A 16,118-nucleotide genomic window follows, 5' to 3' on the forward strand; every position below is an offset into this window, starting at 1 on the left:
TCAGCCGAGCAGCGGTCGCACGGAGGCATAGGCGTCAGCGACGTCGCGCGTGGGGACGTCGTAGACCCGTGCGATGCCCGCGGCCCCCTGATGGCGCGGCCAGCCCGGGTCGCCGGTGGTGACGAAGGCGACGGCGGCCCCGTGCACCTCTTCGGCCAGCTCCTGCGGAGGGTTCGGTCCGGCGAGCGGCTCCATGGCCGGACCGTCGAGGCAGTCGAAGAAGAACGGCACGTCGAGGCAGTGCTCGGCGAAGCCGAAGTGTCCGGACGGCCAGGAGAACCGGTACAGCCAGGTCGGCGCGTCACCGCGGTCGGCCACGACCTTGAGCAGCGCCGTGCGGAACATGCGGTCGGTCAGCAGCCGACCGCCCACGCGGGCATTGCCGAGTCCGGTGATGTCGGCGTTGGCGGCCAGGTACGCCCTCCGCGCGCTCTTCGGCAGCCCGAGCCGGTTCAACAGAAGCGACCGCGGCACCCAGCGCAGCTTCTTCTCGGCCCCCGCGAACACCATGGTGAACTCGTCATCGGTCGCGCCGAGCACGAGAGGTTTGTCCGCGCCGACCCCCGCGGCGATCGACTCCCGGGTAGGACGCACGAGCAGATCGCCGTCGACGGCAGGGCCGAGCGGGAGGCCGTCCTCCACCACGCTGCCGAGAGCATCGGGGCCGAGCTCGGTGGCCTTCTTCTGCAGTTCGAGGATGCGGTCTTCGGCGAGGGACGAGAACCCGGCCACGGTCGGCTCCACCCCGGCGGACGCGGCGAGCCCCCGACCGAACTCCTCCGCGCGCGCCGGAGCCACATCAGCGAGGGCTCCGGAGATCGCGTAGACGCCGTGGAACAGGTGCTGCGCCTTCTCCATGCCGAGCAGGGTCAGCACGGCCCCACCCCCGGCGGACTGCCCGGCGATCGTGACCCGCGACGGATCCCCGCCGAAGCGGGCGATGTTCTGCTGCACCCACTCCAGGGCGAGCAGCCAGTCGCGCACACCGCGGTTCGACGGCGCATCCTCGATCCACCCGAAGCCGTCGAATCCCAGACGGTACGAGAGCGACACGGTCACCACGCCGTCGCGGTTGAAGTTCCGACCGTCGTACCAGGGGCTCGCCGGGGAGCCCGCGAAGTAGCCGCCGCCGTGGATCCAGACCAGCACCGGGAGACCGGCCCCCTGCTCGGTGGCCTCCGGGCTCGGGGTGAAGACGTTCACGTTGAGCGTGGAGTCGCCCTCGATGCTCGGCTCGGGGATGAGCGTCACCCCCGGGTCGCCGCGCTGTGCGGTGGCGGCGAACTCGAGCGCGTCCCGCACGCCGTCCCACGGCGCCTTGGGCACCGGAGCCTGGAAGCGCAACGGGCCGGTCGGTGCCTCTGCGAAGGGGATGCCGAGGAAGGCCGCCGTCCGCGGGTTGCCCCGCCCTCCCGTGGTCGGGCGCCAGCGACCACGCACCCGTCCTGCCGTGGTGTCCACCTCGACGAAATCGGCGGCCGTGTCGAACTCGGTATCGGTCATCACAGCATTCTCCCGGTCATTCCTGGTCATCAGCGCACTCCCTTGATCGGTGCGGTCGCGACGGCGGCGAGGATCACGAACACGATCGCGAAGATGAAGAGCATCGCATAGCCCCCGAGGGACGTGATGATGACTCCGCCGATCGCCGGGCTCAGCGCCTGCGGCACGTTGGTCGCGACGTTGAGGATGCCGAGGTCCTTGCCCGCCGACACCCCCTCGTTCGGCAGCACTTCGGTCATCAGCGCGGCATCCACCGACATGTACAGACCGAACCCGATGCCGTTGATGATGCTCATCAGGATCATCCCCGTCATGTTCGGCTGCAGCACGGGCATCGCCAGGCCCACCACCATCACCGCGGAGGCGACGTAGATGAACACCTTGCGACGACCGACCTTGTCGCTCCACCATCCGGACAGGCCGATCGCGATCAGCGTCGGGACGAAGGCCACGAGGGTCAGGGTGACGACGGCGCCCTGCGCATCCGCGAGCGGCAGCCCGATGTAGTCGGTGAGCATGTAGAGCTGATAGGCGCTGACGACGAAGTAGCCGAGGATCAGCAGGAACCGAGCCGTGAACGCCCACGCGAAGTCCGGGTGACGGCGTGGATCGATCCAGAAGCCCCTGAAGAACGCACTCCAGCGGAACGGATCGACCGAAGCGTGCTGCGAGGACCAGTCCCGGTTCACGAACGCGAACAGCAGCGCCACCACGATCACGGCTCCACCGAACACCGCGTAGCCGACGCCGATCTGCGCGGCGAAGGCACCGGCGAGCATGACGCCGACCGTCATGCCGACCTGCGTGCCGAGTCCGATCATCGCGCTCGCTCCGCCGCGCTTCGAGCGCGGGAAGCGATCGGCGGTGATCGCGGTGAGGGGCGCCTGGAAGAAGTTCAGCGCCACCTGGATGATCACCCAGAACACCGTGATCCAGAGGATGTCCGTCAGGGACCCCATGCCGAACAGGAAGACACCGCCGACGATCGCACCGAGCACCATCCACGGCACGCGGCGCCCGAAGCGCGAGCGCGTGCGGTCGCTCAAGGCGCCGACGATCGGCTGCGCGAACAGCGTGAACACGAAGGAGATCGTGGTGACGACGGCGAGGTTGCCGACCTTGTTCGCCTCGTCGATCATCAGCACCTGGCTGGGCAGGAGGATCGCGATGAGACCGCCGTAGGTGGCGAACAGGGTGAGCGAGGCGATCAGCAGGCTGGGCAGCAGTCGCCGGTTCGCGGGCGGGCTCGCCGCCGGTTCTCCGGCTGCGGGCGGGGCTGAGCGGATCGCGCCGGTCGGGGCGAGTTCGGCGGCCGGGTCGAGAGGGGGAAGGGACATGTCGGCTCCTCGTTGAGCGGTTGTGTATGAATACCAAACGATGTTCGGTATTCATCGGACATGCTGGCAGATCGGTCACCCCTGCCGCAAGACATTCACGAACGATGTTTGGTTTTCGTGATCCGGACACGACGGATACCCTGGGGCCATGTCGACACGAGGGGCCTACGCCAAGGGCGTGGCGAAGCGCGAGGAGATCCTCGACGCGGCGCTCGCCGTCGTCGCCGAACACGGATACCGGAAGGCTTCCGTCCGCGAGATCGCGGATGCAGCGGGACTCAGCCCCGCCGGACTCCTGCACTACTTCGGCTCCAAGGAAGAGCTGTTCGTCGCGATCCTGCGCGCCCGCGACGACCGGGACCAGCAGCAGCACGCGGCCGAAGACGCCTCCGCAGCTTTCCTCGCGATCATGCGCCACAACGCGTCGGTGCCGGGCCTCGTCCAGCTGTATGCGCAGCTGGCCGCGGAGGCCGGAGACCCCGCGCACCCCGCGCATGCCTACTTCCGTGAGCGCACCGACCGCATCGAAGCCTTCACGCGCGCGCAGGTCGCCGCCGACCAGGAAGCCGGCCTCCTCCGAGCCGACCTCGATCCGGCCTGGGTCGTCCGCTCGCTGCATGCCCTGGCCGACGGGCTCCAGACCGCGTGGATGCTCGACCCCTCCCTCGACATGGCCGCCGAGATCGAGCAGTTCCTCGTGCTGCTACGCCCGGTGTGACCCCGCGTCAAGGGGCGTCACCTCGGCGTGCGGCATCCGCGCCCTCATGATCCCGATCGCCTCGGGGTTGTCATCGACGAGCACGGCATCGCGACCGAGCGCCGATGCCACCGCGCCGGTCGTCCCGCTGCCCGCGAACAGATCGAGCACCCGATCGCCCGGGCGGCTCGAGGCGGTCACGATCCGCCGGAGGATCCCTTCGGGCTTCTGCGTCGGATAGCCGGTCTTCTCGCGCCCGGTCGTCGGCACGATCGTGTGCCACCACACGTCGGTGGGGAGCTTGCCGCGAGCCGCCTTCTCGGGAGTCACGAGCCCGGGGGCCATGTACGGCTCGCGGTCGACCTCGTCCGAGTTGAAGACGTACGCCCGAGGGTTCTTGACGTAGACCAGGATCGTGTCGTGCTTGGTCGGCCAACGGCTGCGCGACTTCGCGCCGTAGTCGTACGCCCAGATCAGCTCGTTCAGGAAGCAGTCGCGCCCGAACACCGCGTCGAGCATCACCTTCGCGTAGTGCGCCTCCCGGTAGTCGAGGTGCAGGTAGAGGGTGCCGTCGTCGGCGAGCAGTCGCCACGCCTCCTCGAGCCGCGGCATGAGGAAGGCACCGTAGTCGTCGAAGCGGTCGTCGTAGGCACGGAGGATTCCGCGCACCCGCTCGTAGGCATGGCCGTGGAATCCGTGGCGCACCTCGGTCTCGGGCACGGCGGGCCCCGGTTCAGAACTCCTCAGTTCTGCACTGCTCACACCCTCGGCACCCCCGGATTCCGGACCGGGCTCCGCGACCGCCGCGGATTCCTGCGGAGTTGTGAACGAGCGTCGCGCGGTCACAACCTGGCGCTCCTGCGTGCGACCGGTGTTGAACGGCGGATCGAGGTACACGAGCGTGAACGACGCCGACGGCAGAGTGGCCGCGACCACGAGGTTGTCGCCCTCGATGATCGTGACCGCACCGGTGATCGGGGTCGGGAGGTCAGGCTCCGGAGCCGTCACGGCACCCGATGCAGCCATGCCTCGGTGGCGAACTTCGAAGCGACGAGGGCCTCGGCATCGGCATACTCGTCCGCTGTCACCGATCCGGTCTCCGCGTCGGTCAGCGAGCGGAAGGTGTCCTTGAAGCGCTCGATGATCTCCGCACGCTCGAGCCCGGTCTGCGTGCGCAGCGGATCGACTCGCTTGGCCGCCGACATGGTGCCCTTGTCGCTGAGCTTCTCGCGCCCGATACGCAGGACCTCGGTCATCATCTGACCGTCGATGTCGTAGGAGAGGGTGGCGTGGTGCAGCACTCCCCCGTTCGCGAGTCGCTTCTGCGCGGCACCCCCGATCTTGCCGGTCGGGCTCGCGATGTCGTTGAGCGGCTGGTAGACCGCGTCGATGCCCAGCGACCGCAAGGCCTGCAGCACCCAGTCGTCGAGGAACGCATAGGAGTCGGCGAACGTCATGCCCGCGACGAGGGACGCCGGCACGTAGAGCGAGTAGGTGATGATCTGCCCGGCGGCCATGAGCATCGCCCCGCCGCCGGAGATGCGGCGGACGACGTCGAACCCGTGCTTCGCAGCCCCTTCCGGGTCGACCTCATTCCGGTAGGACTGGAACGACCCGATCACGACGGCCGATTCGTCCCATTCCCAGATGCGCAGAGTCGGACGACGTCGTCCCTCGCCGACGCGTGAGGTCAGAACCTCGTCGAGCGCCAGGTTCATCCGGGGCGACACGGCCGCGTCGTGCACGATCTCCCAGTCGAAGTCACGCCATCCCGGAGCGGTCACGAGCGCGCGGCGCACCGCGGTACCGACGGCCTCGGGGGTGAATCCGAGCAGTTGCGCACCGTCGGGCAGGGCTCCGCGGACGGCGGCGGCGATCGCCGAGGCATCCGACTCGGCGGGCATCCCGTTGACGGCGGCGTCGATGTCGTCCAGCGCCGAGTCCGGCTCGAGGAAGAAGTCGCCGGCGAGGCGGAAGCGAGCGATCCGGTCGTCCTCGATCTCGAGGTCGACGACGACGAGCTTTCCGCCTGGAACCTTGTATTCACCGTGCACGGTTCCAGCTTAAGGCGCGGAACTCCGCCCGCGGGGCCCGTGCGGGATGGATTTCGCGCCTCGCACCGGCCCCTCAGGCGCGTTTTCGATCCCGCACCGCCGGGGAAGAAGCCGTCAGCGCGCCGGGATGTGCTTGTCGAGCCAGGAGAGCACGTCGGCACGCACCTCGTCCTGCTGCAGTTCCGCGAAGATCTCGTGGCGCGCGTCCGGATAGACCAGCGTCGTGACGTCGGTGAGTCCGGACCGGTTGCGGTACTCGTCGGCGAGCTTGTGCACGCTGCGGGGACCGCCCACCGGGTCGTCGCGCCCGACCAGCAGCAGCATCGGGATGTCGTGGCCGAGGTCTTTCGCGGGCCGACCGTAGAGCTTCGCCGCCTCGATCGGACCGAAGAGCTTGAGGAGCGGGACGTCGGTGGTCAGCGGATCCTCGTCGAAAGCGGCCCACACGGCCGGGTCACGGCTGAGCCATTCGAGGCCGGTGGCCCCCTCGCCGGCCCACCGGGCGTTCAGGGGCGCCGCGTTGAGCGACCCCGGCATCCGCAGTGCGGACCCCGAGAGGATGACGGCGTCCCAGGCTTCGGGATGGTCGTTGACGAGCATCTGCGCCAGGAACGAGCCCCAGGAATGCCCGAGCAGCACGAGCGGCAGATCGGGGTTCTCCGCACGGATGATGCCCGTCAGCTGCCAGACGGCCTCCTCGGCCGCGCGCAACCCGCCCTTGCCCAGGCGTCCGAGCTTCTCGGGGCCGCCGTGCTGACGGATGCCGGTGCGGCCGTGGCCCCGGTGGTCATCGGCGTACACGTGGAAGCCGGCGGCGGTGAGAGCCCCGATCAGGGCGCCGTATCTCCCGGCGTGCTCCCCGACGCCGTGCAGAAGCTGCACGACTCCGCGGGGCGTCCCGTCCGCAGGATGGACGTCATAGACGATGTCGACGCCATAGGCATCGGTGAACTCGCGGGTATCCATCACGGTGCGAGCCTATCGAGAGCGCGGAGGAGCGGCTACCGCGCGAGCGCATCCCGGATCGCGAACGCGGTGTCGCGGTCGGTCACCTCGTAGCCGCCGACCCCATCGGAGGCCGATCCCATCCGCACGCCGCCGTCTTCGAGCACGGCCCGCTTGGCGGAGAAGTGGAGCGCGTCGACGCCGGCGGCCGCGAGCACGGGGGCGCTGTCGACGTCGACCCCGCTGCCTGCCATGACCTCGATCTCCCCCTCGGCTGCGGCGACGAGAGCACGCAGGGTGTCGATGCCGTCGATCGCGGCGGACGCGCCGCCCGAGGTGAGCACTCGGCGCAGACCGAGCTCGCGGGCGCTGCGCAGCGTCGCGACCGGGTCCGCGGTCATGTCGATGGCACGGTGCAGCGTGACGGGGGCTCCCCCGGCCGCGTCACGAAGCCGTGCCATGGCGAACAGGTCGAGGCGTCCCTCGGCGTCGAGCGCGCCGATGACCACCCCGCTCGCACCGGCACTGATCGCGTGGCGGACGTCGCGCTCGGAGACGGCGAGCTCATCCTCGGAGTAGTGGAAACCGCCGGCGCGTGGCCGGATCAGCACGTGCACCTCGGGGCCGGCCTGTCCGGCCGCCTCGACCGACAGCTCGACGGTCGCGGGCGACGGGGTCAGCCCACCGAGGGCGAGGGCCGTCGCGAGTTCGACGCGGTCGGCGCCGACTTCTGCGGCGATGCGCACTCCTGCGGGGTCCTGCACGGCGATTTCGAGAGCGATCGTTCGGGTCACCCCTCCATTGTGCCCGGCCTCGGCCGCACCCGAGAGCCAGAAAATTAGATAGGCTATCTAAGTAATGTCTGCGTCCGATGAATCCCTCCACCTCACCGCCACAGACCTGCGTATGGCCACCTTCCGCCTGGCTCGGCGCCTCCGGTGCGCACGGGCCGCGGACTCGATGAGCGACGCGCAGCTCGCGGTGCTCGCCGACCTGCGCATGAACGGTCGCCGCACGATCTCGACCCTCGCCGAGCGCGAGCGGGTGACGGCGCCCTCGATGACCAGCACGATCAACGGCCTCGAGGAACAGGGCTTCGTCGTGCGCACCCCCGACGAAGACGACCGTCGACGCGTGCAGGTCGACATCACCGACGCGGGCATCGAGATCGTCGCCGAGACCATCCGGCGGCGCGACGAGCTGCTGGCCGACATGCTGCGCGAGGTGGACTACACCGAGGACGAACTCACCACGCTGCGCGAAGCGAGCGCGTTGATGCGACGGGTGGTGGAGCGATGAGCGCGATGTTCCGTTCCTTCGCGAACATCAACTACCGGATCTGGTTCGCCGGAGCCCTGGTCTCCAACGTCGGCGGCTGGATGCAGGCGACAGCCCAGGACTGGGTCGTGCTGACCGAGCTGACCGACAACGACGCGACCGCGATGGGCGTCACGATGGCCCTGCAGTTCGGGCCGCCGCTCGTGCTGGTGAGCCTCACCGGCTGGGTGGCCGACCGGTTCGACCGACGACACATCCTGTTCGCCACGCAGTCGGCGCTGCTCGCCCTGGCCGTCGCGGTCGGCGTGCTGCTGCTGAACGGCCTGATGACGCTGCCGATGATGTTCGGCTTCGCCCTCGGATTCGGCATCGTGAACGCCTTCGACGCTCCCGCTCGACAGGCCTTCGTCTCCGACATGGTCTCGACCGGCGACACCTCCAACGCGGTCGCCCTGAACTCGGCGTCGTTCAACCTGGCGCGGATGATCGGCCCGGCGGTCGGCGGTCTGCTGATCGTCGCGATCGGTTCCGGCTGGGTCTTCATCGTGAACGCCGCGACCTTCCTCGCGATGATCCTCGCCCTGTCGATGCTGCGCACGGGCCTCCTCGCACCCCGCCTCAAGAGCCGCAGTCGCGGCGGCCTCGCCGACGGCTTCCGATACGTATGGGGCCGCAGCGATCTGCGCGTGGTGTTCGTCACGGTGTTCCTGATCGGCGCGTTCGGCATGAACTTCCCGATCTTCGCCTCGACCATGGCGCTCGAGTTCGGTGCCGGGGCCGACGGCTACGGCGTCCTCAGTTCCGTTCTCGCGATCGGCTCCCTCATCGGCGCGCTGCTGGCGGCGCGCCGCGACAGGGCCAGGGTGCGGGTCGTCATCCTCGCGGCCGGAGGGTTCGGCATCGCCGCGTTCGTCTCCTCCGCGATGCCGACCTACGCGTCCTATGCCGTCACCTTGACGTTCACCGGGTTCATGATCGTGACCCTGCTGACGACCGCCAACGGGTACGTGCAGATCACGACCGAACCGACCCTGCGCGGACGCGTGCTCGCCCTCTACATGGCCGTGATCATGGGATCGACCCCCGTGGGCGCGCCGATCGCCGGGTGGGTCGCCGACGTCTTCGGACCGCGCGCGGCCATCATGCTCGGTGGCACAGCCGGATTCGTCGCGTGCGCGATCGGCGTCATCTGGGTCGCGACCTCGGGGCGCCTGCGTCGCGCCGAGAACCGTCGATTCCTGCTCACCCTCGACGAGACCCGTCCGCTGCGGGTCGTCGAGGTGGACCCGATCGAGTTCAGCGACGAAGCCGCCGTGACCACGCCGATCCGCAGCCCGAAGAACCGCGACGACGATCGCTGACCCTCCGCGCCGGGTTTGTCAACGCCCTCCACGGCTGCCCCGGCCGTACGTATCGTCGTCGCATGGATGAGAACACGGAACGCACCCCCCACTCGACGGACCCGGCAGAGGGCGCACCGGAAACCGCCGTCCCGGACGAGGACTCGGGCCAGGGCGACGGCACCGGCGGAGCGATCCAGGGCGACAGCTCCCGGGGCGAGTCGACCGGTGGCGCCATCCAAGGCGACGCGGGTCAGGGCCATCGCTCGGCCCTCGGCGGTGACGAGAACACCGAGGAGCAGCTCGACGCGGACAACGAGGCCGAGGAGGACTCGCTGAAGACGCTCGACCCGGACTCCCCGCCCGCCTGAGCGCGGCAGCGGGTCAGGCCAGCACGAGCTTGAGCTGTTCCACCGCCCAGTCGAGCTCGGTCGCGCGGATCACGAGCGGCGGCGCGATGCGGATGGTCTGCCCGTGCGTGTCCTTGACGAGCACACCCCGCTCGAGCAGCCTCTCGGCGATCTCGCGGCCGGTACCCTTCGCCGGGTCGATGTCGACTCCTGCCCAGAGACCGGCGATGCGCACGGCCGTCACGCCGTGGCCGATCAGCGGCTGGAGGGCCTGGTCGAGGTGAGCGCCGAGTGCGCGCGCCCGCTCCTGGAACTCGCCGGTCTGCAGCATCTCGACCACGCGCAGACCCACGGCCGCGGCGAGCGGATTACCGCCGAAAGTCGAGCCGTGCTCGCCGGGACGGATCACGCCGAGCACGTCGGCGTCGCCGACCACGGCCGAGACCGGGAGGAGGCCGCCGCCGAGGGCCTTGCCGAGCAGGTACAGGTCGGGGACGACGCCTTCCCGGTCGCACGCGAAGGTCTCCCCCACCCGTCCCAGGCCCGCCTGGATCTCGTCGGCGATGAACAGCACGTTCTTCTCGTCGCAGATCTCACGGATGCGGCGCAGGTAGCCCTCCGGCGGGATCACGACACCCGCCTCGCCCTGGATCGGCTCCACGAGCACGGCCGCCGTCTCGTCGGTGATGGCCGCGGCGATCGCGTCCGCGTCCCCGTAGGGCACGACGTCGAAACCGGGCGTGTACGGACCGAAGTCGTCGCGAGCCGTCTCGTCGTCGCTGAAGCTGACGATGGTGGTCGTGCGACCGTGGAAGTTCCCTGCCGCGACGATGATGCGCGCCTTGCCCTCGGCGATGCCCTTGACGCGGTATCCCCAGGCCCGGGCGACCTTGATGCCGGTCTCCACGGCCTCGGCCCCGGTGTTCATCGGCAGCACGAGGTCTTTGCCCGCGAGTTCGGCGAGTGCCGCGGCGAACGGTTCGAGCCGGTCGCTCTGGAACGCGCGGCTGACGAGCGTGACGCGTCCGAGCTGTTCGGTGAGCGCCGCGACGAGGGCCGGATGCCGGTGGCCGAAGTTCACGGCGGAGTACGCAGCGAGCAGGTCGAGGTAGCGCTTGCCCTCCACATCCGTCACCCAGGCACCCTCGGCGCGGGCGATGTTCACCGGCAGCGGGTGATAGTTGTGCGCGACGTGCGGCTCGGTGCCCGCGGTGGTGGTCTCGTCGAGGGCGGTCACTTCGCACCCCGCAGTTCGAGCGTGCAGCACTTGATCCCGCCACCGCCGAGGAGAAGCTCGGAGAGGTCGATCAGGATCGGGTTGTATCCGCGCTCACGCAGCTGCTTCTCGAAGCCCTTCGCACGCGGCGAGATGACCACGTTGTAGCCGTCGCTCGCCGAGTTGAGGCCGAACACCGAACCGTCCTCATCCGAGACGAGGATCGCGTCGGGGAATCGCTCTTCGAGGATCGCGCGGCTGGCGTCGTCGAAGGCACCGGGGAGGTACGCGATGTTCGCGCGCTCGGGGCCGCCGTTCTCCGTGCCCTGCACCGGATCGAGCACGGCGATGGCGGTGTCGAGGTGGTAGAAGCGCGGGTCGACCAGGGTGAGCGAGACGACCTCGCGGCCGAAGACCTCGCCGACCTCACGGTGGCTGTCTCCCGTCGACCGGAAGCCGGTGCCGGCCAGGATCACGTCGCCGACGAGGAGGAAGTCACCCTCACCCTCGTTGACCTCCTTCGGCATCACGGTGTCGAAGCCCGCGGCACGGAACCAGTCGGCGAAGGCCGGGGACTCGCCCTGACGCTCGACGAAGCGGAACTCGGGCACGTAGGCGCGACCGTCGATGAGGAACCCGCCGTTGGCCGTGTAGACCATGTCGGGGTATCCGGGGAGCGGATCGATGAGCTCGACCTCGTGGCCCAGCTCGATGTACAGATCGTGGAGCTTCTGCCACTGCGCGACCGCGTTGGCGGTGTCGGTCGGCCTGGTCGGCTCCATCCACGGGTTGATCGAGTAGTTGACCGTGAAGTGCTCCGGCTTGCACATCAGGTAGCGGCGGTGGTGCGCGGTGCGGGCGGGGGCGGGGGAGACGGCGGCTTCAGGCGTCGACATGGGTGCTCTCCTCGGAGGACGGGCGCGGCGGACGCTGTCCAGGGGCCCGGCGGTCCTTCGACCCTTCGCTCGTTCAGAGCGGGCGTCGGGGAAGATGCGACTCGGGCACGCCGGGGTCCATTGTGTCACCCGCCGCCTGTATGCCGCCAGAGCACAGCGCCGAGCGTTCGTCCGGACTCATTGCAGCGGAATCCTGGCGCAGAGCATCGACACAGCGATACCGTGAGCTGCTTCTCTCTTCGTCGCGCTGAAAGGACCTCCCATGCGACTTCTCGAAACGATCACGCCGATCAGCTACGAATACCAGGGCTTCTGGGGTTCGTTCTGGGACATCATCTGGTGGTTCCTGGCGGTCTTCGTCTTCATCAGCTACCTGTTCGTACTCTTCGCGATCATCGGCGATCTCTTCCGCGACCACAAGCTCAACGGCTGGTGGAAGGCGGTGTGGATCATCTTCCTGCTGTTCTTCCCGATCATCACGGCACTGGTATACCTTATTGCCCGGGGCCGCGGCATGGGTGAGCGCAGCCAGGCGCAGGCAAAGCATCTGCAGGAGGCGCAGTCCGAGTACATCAAGTCGGTCGCGGGCGCCGGTGCGGCGGCGAGCCCCTCCGACGAGATCGCCAAGGCACGGGCGCTTCTCGACGCCGGCACGATCAATCAGGCCGAGTACGACGCGCTGAAGGCCAAGGCCCTGGGCTGACCCCCGAGCACACCGACGGGTCCGTCGCCCTGCGGGACGACGGACCCGTTCGCCGTCTCAGGCCGTGCCGCTGACGACCAGCTTGCCAACCGTATGTCCGGCCTCGATGCGGGACAGGGCGGCGGATGCCTCCGAGAAGGGGTACTCTCGCTCGACGACGGGCACCACACGACCGTCGGCCACGAGTTCGAGCAGCTTCGCGAGCACTTCGGGACGCGGTGCCGCGGCGAGGGGGCGGATGCTCCGCGAGCCGATCGACAGGAACACGGCGCGCAGCATCCGGGGGATCGGGCCGAGCACGTGTCCGCCGTCTCCCGTGACCAGCACCACGGTGCCGCCGGGAGCGACGAGGCGCTTCAGCTCCCGCAGCGGCATCCCCCCGGCGATGTCGACGATCGCGTCGAACCGTCCTGTGGGGAGGTCGGCCAGCGGAGACTCCCGGTGATCGAAGGTGCGGACGGCGCCCAGCCGCTCGACCAGCGGTGCGTTGCGGGCACGGCAGGTCGCCCAGACCTCGGCCCCACGGAGCGCCGCGAGCTGCACGGCGAAGGTACCGACACCACCCGAGGCGCCGATGATGAGGACGCGCGGCGTCCCGGCATGCGCGAGCCCCACCCCGGCGAGGTCGAGCGCCTGCCACGCAGTCCCCCCGGCCACCGGAAGGCACGCGGCGGACTCGGGCGCGATGTCGGGCGGGATCGGCACGAGCCGTGAGGCCGGGACGCTCACGTATTCGCCGAGGCCTCCGCCGCCGACGAGCTCTCCGACGACGTCCTCCCCCAGCTCCGCGCCCACGACGTCGGGCCCGAGTGCGACCACGGTGCCGGCGACCTCCATACCGCGCACCGGATGCTTCGGACGGGTCAGGCCGTACACCGGCCGGACGAGCAGCGGATCACCGAGGAGGAGACGCACATCGCCCGCGTTCAGGGCTGTGGCGCGCACCCGCAGCAGCACCTCCCCCCGACCGGGCGTCGGGACGGGGATGCTCTGCAGCGTCACGCCGTCGGCCGGCCCGTAGGTCTCCCGGGACCATGCCTGCATCGACCGGTTCATGCGGATGCTCCTGACGTGTCGGGATACTCGAAGATGTCGTCGAGGCCCACACCGAACGCGCGGGCGATCTGGAAGGCGAGCTCGAGCGTCGGCGAGTACTTCTGCTGCTCGATCGCGATGAGCGTCTGGCGCGTCACACCGACCGTGCGTGCGAGTTCGGCCTGGGTGAGTCCTGCCTGTTCGCGGTGCACACGGATGGTGTTCGAGACGCGGGTGGGCTTGACCATCAGACGAGTCCTCGCCGGTAGGCGATCACCCGCGCGATGCCGCCGACGAGCGCCGACACCGCGAAACCCGCGAACATGGTGTTCGCGATCCAGAAGACATCGGCTCCGACGGCGCACAGCGCGATGACTCCGAGTCCCGCGACCACGACGAAGGCCTGCTCGACCCGTCCGCCCATGCGGCTGATGTCGCGGTCGCGGATGTCCGAGCGACCCACCCCGTCCGGATCCGTCATCCCGGCGATGATCCCCCAGACGATGCTGAGGACGATGGTCGCGACGATGCCGCCACCGATCACCCACAGCATGAGCGGGAACCAGTCGACGTCGGTGAGCGGTCCTCCCCCGGCCTGCTGAAGCACCAGCACGACGTACACGACCATCACGATCGGGCTGACGATGAGCCCCGACCAGGCGTTGCGTTCTTCGTAGACCATGACGCCTCCGATGTAAAAGATTCTTGACACACTCAGCGTACGTCCGAGAGGCGTAGGAGTCAAGAATTCTTTACATTCGGAGCGTTCTCCCCCGTTCCGGTCGCGATATGGCGCCCTATTCGAGGGAATCTGGTGCCATATCGCGACGGGAGCGGAGGGACGCGACGGGAGCGGAGGGACGGACGGGAACACGCGTGAGAAGCGTCAGATCACGTCGCTGCTCCACGGGTCGAGGTTGCCGTAGCGGTGTGCGGTGATCGAGATCGACTGCTCGTGCACGAACGGCAGCAGCTCGATGCGGGCCGCGCCCGTCACCTCGCCGTCGTACACCGCGAGGTCGGGATCGCCGGCGGAGGCCGTGGCGAGCTTCGCGCGCAGCGCGGCCACCCCCTCACGACCGCCGACCAGCCGCACGCGGTCGGCCACCGGAAGCGCGAGGCCCTCGGGACCAGCGTCCTGCCGCTGCAGGCGCTGCAGCCACTCGTCGTCGCTCTCCAAGAACACGGGGGCGTCGAGATCGCCGAGCGCGCGACGCACATCGGCGGGCAGCCCGACCGGAGTCGAGAGGACGAACGCCGCTCCGGCGCGCACACCGGCGATGACGACGCGCAGCAGCTCCTGCAGTCCCGCATCCGCCGTCGCGCGGACCTCGACCGGCACCGGACGGTAGCGGAACAGGTTCCGCTCGACATCGAGGTGCGACACGTCGCGCACCTGCCCGAACTCGCGGTCCCAGGCCAGCGCATCGGACAGCGCCGATCGACGCAGCCACTCGAACGACTCGTAGGCGAGCGAGGACTGCGCCGACTCGATCAGAGCCGTGATGCGGGAGTCGAGTCCGCGCAGGTGCAGCGTGCTGGACGCCGGGCCGCCCGCCTGCGAGCGCCACGACCCCAGTCCGATCAGGTAGTTCGGCCCGCCCGCTTTCGCGCCGGGACCGACCGAAGACCGTTTCCACCCACCGAACGGCTGCCGTTGCACGATCGCGCCCGTGATGCCGCGGTTCACGTACAGGTTCCCGGCCTCGACCCGATCGAGCCACAGGGCGAGATCGTCCGGGTCCTGCGTGTACAGCCCCGCGGTGAGGCCGTAGGCGACGGCATTCTGCATCTCGATGGCCTTCGCGAGGGTGGGAGCATGCATGACCCCCAGCACCGGGCCGAAGAACTCCTCCGTATGGAAGCGGGACCCCGGCTGCACTCCGACGCGGATACCGGGTCGCCACAGTCGTCCGCTGCCATCGTCGCCCTCCGCGAGCGCAGGCTCGATCAGCCACTGCTCCTCCCCCTCGAGCTCGCTCAGCGCCCAGGCGAGCTTGCCGTGGGGTCGCTCGATCACCGGCCCGACCTCGGCCAGCGGATCGGTCGGCGGACCGATGTGCAGCGAGCGCACGGCATCCGCGAGCTGGCGCGCGAACCGCGGGGACCGGCCGACCGGGCCCACCAGGATCGCCAGCGAGGCGGCGGAGCACTTCTGACCGGCGTGGCCGAAGGCACTCTTGACGAGATCGGCGACCGCGAGATCGAGGTCGGCGGACGGGGTGATGATCATCGCGTTCTTGCCACTGGTCTCCGCGAGCAGCGGGAGGTCCGGACGCCAGGAGCGGAACAGCGCCGCCGTGTCCCACGCCCCCGTGAGGATCACGCGATCGACCGCCTCGTGCGTGATGAGGTCGCGACCGAGATCGCCCTCTTCGACGTCGACCAGCGCGAGCAGATCACGAGGGATGCCGGCCTGCCACAGCGTCTCCGCGATGACGGCGGCGCAACGACGTGCCTGCGGGGCGGGCTTGAAGACCACGCCGGAACCGGCGGCGAGCGCGGCGAGCACCCCGCCCGCCGGGATCGCGAGGGGGAAGTTCCACGGCGGGGTGACCACGGTCACGGATGACGGCACGAAGACGGCCCCGGCGATCGCATCGAGCTCGCGTGCCTTCGCGGCGTAGTAGCGGGCGAAGTCGACCGCCTCGCTCACCTCCACGTCGGCCTCCGCGAAGACCTTTCCGGTCTCCGAGGCAGCGACCTCGATGAGATCCGCCCGCCGCCCTTCGAGCGCCGCCGCCGCGCGGAGCAGCACCTCGGC

Annotated in this window: 17 protein-coding genes; 5 read left to right on the plus strand and 12 right to left on the minus strand. The window is 69.5% G+C overall.

Annotation, left to right across the window (positions count from 1 at the left end; genetic code table 11):
* A complete protein-coding gene (locus L978_RS03495) occupies positions 1 to 1,503 on the minus strand; it encodes a carboxylesterase/lipase family protein (RefSeq protein ID WP_047520314.1) in 1,503 nt (500 codons plus the stop codon).
* A gap of 29 nt (positions 1,504 to 1,532) precedes the next feature.
* Positions 1,533 to 2,840 (minus strand): MFS transporter, encoded by a 1,308-nt coding sequence (locus tag L978_RS03500; protein WP_047520316.1) that lies wholly within the window; start codon positions 2,838 to 2,840, stop codon positions 1,533 to 1,535.
* Positions 2,841 to 2,988: 148 nt separating this feature from the next.
* Between L978_RS03500 and L978_RS03505 the strand changes: the two genes are divergently transcribed.
* Positions 2,989 to 3,558 carry a TetR/AcrR family transcriptional regulator gene (locus L978_RS03505; RefSeq protein WP_081996905.1) on the plus strand — a complete coding sequence of 190 codons (570 nt, stop codon included), beginning with the start codon at positions 2,989 to 2,991 and terminating at the stop codon, positions 3,556 to 3,558.
* On the opposite strand, the gene L978_RS03510 is transcribed toward L978_RS03505, so the two are convergent.
* The 4 genes from L978_RS03510 to L978_RS03525 form a co-directional block, all read right to left on the minus strand.
* Positions 3,544 to 4,563 (minus strand): DNA-methyltransferase, encoded by a 1,020-nt coding sequence (locus L978_RS03510; protein ID WP_081996906.1) that lies wholly within the window; start codon positions 4,561 to 4,563, stop codon positions 3,544 to 3,546. The two genes, L978_RS03505 and L978_RS03510, sit on opposite strands and share 15 nt — an antisense overlap.
* Positions 4,542 to 5,591 carry a lipoate--protein ligase family protein gene (locus L978_RS03515; protein ID WP_047520318.1) on the minus strand — a complete coding sequence of 350 codons (1,050 nt, stop codon included), beginning with the start codon at positions 5,589 to 5,591 and terminating at the stop codon, positions 4,542 to 4,544. Before L978_RS03515 ends, L978_RS03510 begins: the two co-directional genes overlap by 22 nt.
* A 114-nt stretch (positions 5,592 to 5,705) precedes the next feature.
* A complete protein-coding gene (locus tag L978_RS03520; RefSeq protein WP_047520319.1) occupies positions 5,706 to 6,557 on the minus strand; it encodes an alpha/beta fold hydrolase in 852 nt (283 codons plus the stop codon).
* A gap of 35 nt (positions 6,558 to 6,592) precedes the next feature.
* Complete coding sequence (locus L978_RS03525; RefSeq protein WP_047520321.1) at positions 6,593 to 7,330, minus strand: copper homeostasis protein CutC; 738 nt, start codon at positions 7,328 to 7,330, stop codon at positions 6,593 to 6,595.
* A gap of 64 nt (positions 7,331 to 7,394) precedes the next feature.
* On the opposite strand from L978_RS03525, the gene L978_RS03530 reads away from it, so the two are divergent.
* From L978_RS03530 to L978_RS03540, 3 genes are all read left to right on the plus strand, one after another.
* Complete coding sequence (locus L978_RS03530) at positions 7,395 to 7,835, plus strand: MarR family winged helix-turn-helix transcriptional regulator (protein ID WP_047520323.1); 441 nt, start codon at positions 7,395 to 7,397, stop codon at positions 7,833 to 7,835.
* A gap of 5 nt (positions 7,836 to 7,840) precedes the next feature.
* A complete protein-coding gene (locus tag L978_RS03535) occupies positions 7,841 to 9,175 on the plus strand; it encodes an MFS transporter (RefSeq protein WP_052193302.1) in 1,335 nt (444 codons plus the stop codon).
* Positions 9,176 to 9,237: 62 nt separating this feature from the next.
* Positions 9,238 to 9,525 carry a hypothetical protein gene (locus L978_RS03540; RefSeq protein ID WP_047520327.1) on the plus strand — a complete coding sequence of 96 codons (288 nt, stop codon included), beginning with the start codon at positions 9,238 to 9,240 and terminating at the stop codon, positions 9,523 to 9,525.
* 13 nt (positions 9,526 to 9,538) lie between these two features.
* Here the strand turns inward: L978_RS03540 and rocD are convergent, their stop codons facing one another.
* Both rocD and ddaH read right to left on the minus strand, forming a co-directional pair.
* Positions 9,539 to 10,741, minus strand: coding sequence for an ornithine--oxo-acid transaminase (gene rocD, locus L978_RS03545; protein WP_047520329.1), 1,203 nt, complete (start codon positions 10,739 to 10,741; stop codon positions 9,539 to 9,541).
* Entirely contained in the window at positions 10,738 to 11,616 is an 879-nt protein-coding gene (gene ddaH, locus L978_RS03550) for a dimethylargininase (RefSeq protein ID WP_047520331.1), read from the minus strand. The genes rocD and ddaH overlap by 4 nt, the downstream gene beginning before the upstream one ends.
* Before the next feature lie 262 nt (positions 11,617 to 11,878).
* Here ddaH and L978_RS03555 point away from each other — a divergent pair, with 262 nt between their 5' ends.
* Positions 11,879 to 12,319: an SHOCT domain-containing protein gene (locus tag L978_RS03555; RefSeq protein ID WP_052193298.1), complete on the plus strand. Its 441-nt coding sequence runs from the start codon at positions 11,879 to 11,881 to the stop codon at positions 12,317 to 12,319.
* 57 nt (positions 12,320 to 12,376) lie between these two features.
* Here the strand turns inward: L978_RS03555 and L978_RS03560 are convergent, their stop codons facing one another.
* The 4 genes from L978_RS03560 to L978_RS03575 form a co-directional block, all read right to left on the minus strand.
* Positions 12,377 to 13,375: an NAD(P)-dependent alcohol dehydrogenase gene (locus L978_RS03560; RefSeq protein WP_047520333.1), complete on the minus strand. Its 999-nt coding sequence runs from the start codon at positions 13,373 to 13,375 to the stop codon at positions 12,377 to 12,379.
* A complete protein-coding gene (locus L978_RS03565; RefSeq protein WP_047520335.1) occupies positions 13,372 to 13,602 on the minus strand; it encodes a helix-turn-helix transcriptional regulator in 231 nt (76 codons plus the stop codon). Before L978_RS03565 ends, L978_RS03560 begins: the two co-directional genes overlap by 4 nt.
* Positions 13,602 to 14,036: a hypothetical protein gene (locus L978_RS03570; protein WP_047520337.1), complete on the minus strand. Its 435-nt coding sequence runs from the start codon at positions 14,034 to 14,036 to the stop codon at positions 13,602 to 13,604. The genes L978_RS03565 and L978_RS03570 overlap by 1 nt, the downstream gene beginning before the upstream one ends.
* Before the next feature lie 204 nt (positions 14,037 to 14,240).
* Positions 14,241 to 16,118, minus strand: a 1,878-nt coding sequence (locus L978_RS03575; RefSeq protein WP_047520383.1) for an aldehyde dehydrogenase family protein, incomplete at its 5' end; no start/stop codon positions are given.

The organism is Microbacterium sp. ZOR0019 (genome assembly GCF_000800925.1).
GTDB lineage: Bacteria > Actinomycetota > Actinomycetes > Actinomycetales > Microbacteriaceae > Microbacterium > Microbacterium aurugineum.